2 protein-coding genes are annotated in these 1,505 nt (G+C 28.2%); both read right to left on the reverse strand.

The window, feature by feature from the left end; genetic code table 11:
* Positions 1–226 precede the first annotated feature (226 nt).
* Entirely contained in the window at positions 227–613 is a 387-nt protein-coding gene (locus tag HNQ03_RS16000; RefSeq protein WP_173780696.1) for a hypothetical protein, read from the reverse strand.
* Entirely contained in the window at positions 613–1,368 is a 756-nt protein-coding gene (locus tag HNQ03_RS16005) for a hypothetical protein (RefSeq protein WP_173780697.1), read from the reverse strand. The genes HNQ03_RS16000 and HNQ03_RS16005 overlap by 1 nt, the downstream gene beginning before the upstream one ends.
* Positions 1,369–1,505: the final 137 nt, after the last annotated feature.

Consider the following 1,505-nt stretch of genomic DNA (forward strand, 5'->3'; position numbering starts at 1 on the left):
AAAAAACAGCGTGCTTAAAAACGCATTTATTGAGGTTTGAAAGGTTGATTAAATTGAATAATTAGGTGAAAATTGAGTTTTTTCACAGCCTGACGGTCGCGGGTTTGCGATGGTGCGGATTAATATATAAAATCTTTCAATTATAAACTAAACTTCGGAACATCTAAAATCTTTAAACTTGCGAAAATCCCGCACTATTGCAAAACCGCTGTTGTACGACGTTTTTTTAGAAGAGTCTCTCTTCGTAGTCATTTAAATCTTTATGAATTTTTTCAATCATTTGTTCTTGAGATGTATTTGAATTAAAACTCCATTTCAATTTGTGCTGACCCATTAATCCAAGATTTGAATACCAAAAAACTTCAACTTGATTAAAATTCTGTAATATTTCATAAGTTGCAGATGTTGTTTGCATAATGCAGTCAATTTTTATATAGTCGCGAGTAATTTTTGTTATATTAGCATTCGGGTGATTTGATAGAAATTCAACAAGTAATTTATACTTGTTCCGTATTCCACCTTTTGTATCAACTTGGTTTTCTAAACTCTTATCTCTATCTTTCAAGAAGAAGAAGATAATTATACCCAAAATAATTAAAATCGTTATTATCATTATTTATGTCCTCTTGCGTGTGGCGGAATTCTCTGCTCAAATTCATAATAAAAATCTTTTCTATTCAGAATTTCTTGACACTCTTCTTCATAAGATATTCTTTCTGCGCATGTATTTATATTTTGATTTAAAATATTAAGTGCCACTTGTAATGTTTTATTTTCTCCGGGCATCATTGGAACTACAAGAGGTGTATTCAAATCCCATTTATATTTGTCAATTCTATCTAATATTTCATTTCTAACTAAATAACATGTATAAAGTAAATGGTCAGGTTTATCATCGCCAATATTTATTGCGGTTTTAATATCTTGTAATAACATGTAACAACCATTAGCAGATTCTGCTAATTTTTGATATTGAATTCCAGCACCTAAATTTATTCCTTTATTCATGTTTTGATTTGTTTTATTAACTTTATTTTCAAATTCTTTGGCATCACTTTTATTCATGTAATTAGAACTGTCCAACTCTTCATCTTGTTCTTTAGTTTTAATTGCAGTTGTAATAAAAAGTAGCGCAATAATTAAACCTCCATAAATTAATGAAATTTTGATAATTTCATTCTTTTGTTCTTTTCTCTCATATTCTCCATCACCATAACGAAGTGCATCACCCATTTTATAATTACTATCATGATGATATGCTCTATCTTCATGATATAACGTTTCAATTTCATTATTTGTAATTGCTAAAATTTTGACAGCGCCAATTATAAAAAATATTCCAACGAGAATATATATTATTGATTTCAAAACTTTCATATTTAGGCGATATTTTTTTATAAAATGTTGTACAACGTCAGTCTGTGAAAAAACCTTCGTTTATTATATTCAAAAATAGGGAAATAATTTTAATAATTCGCTTGTATTTTCGTATATTTAATGATGCA

Source organism: Frigoriflavimonas asaccharolytica, from assembly GCF_013294015.1.
Taxonomy (GTDB): domain Bacteria; phylum Bacteroidota; class Bacteroidia; order Flavobacteriales; family Weeksellaceae; genus Frigoriflavimonas; species Frigoriflavimonas asaccharolytica.

What these genes read in the sequence shown, in the direction of transcription:
- HNQ03_RS16000 (WP_173780696.1), bottom strand. Translation starts at nt 613, where the DNA reads ATGATAATAACGATTTTAATTATTTTGGGTATAATTATCTTCTTCTTC.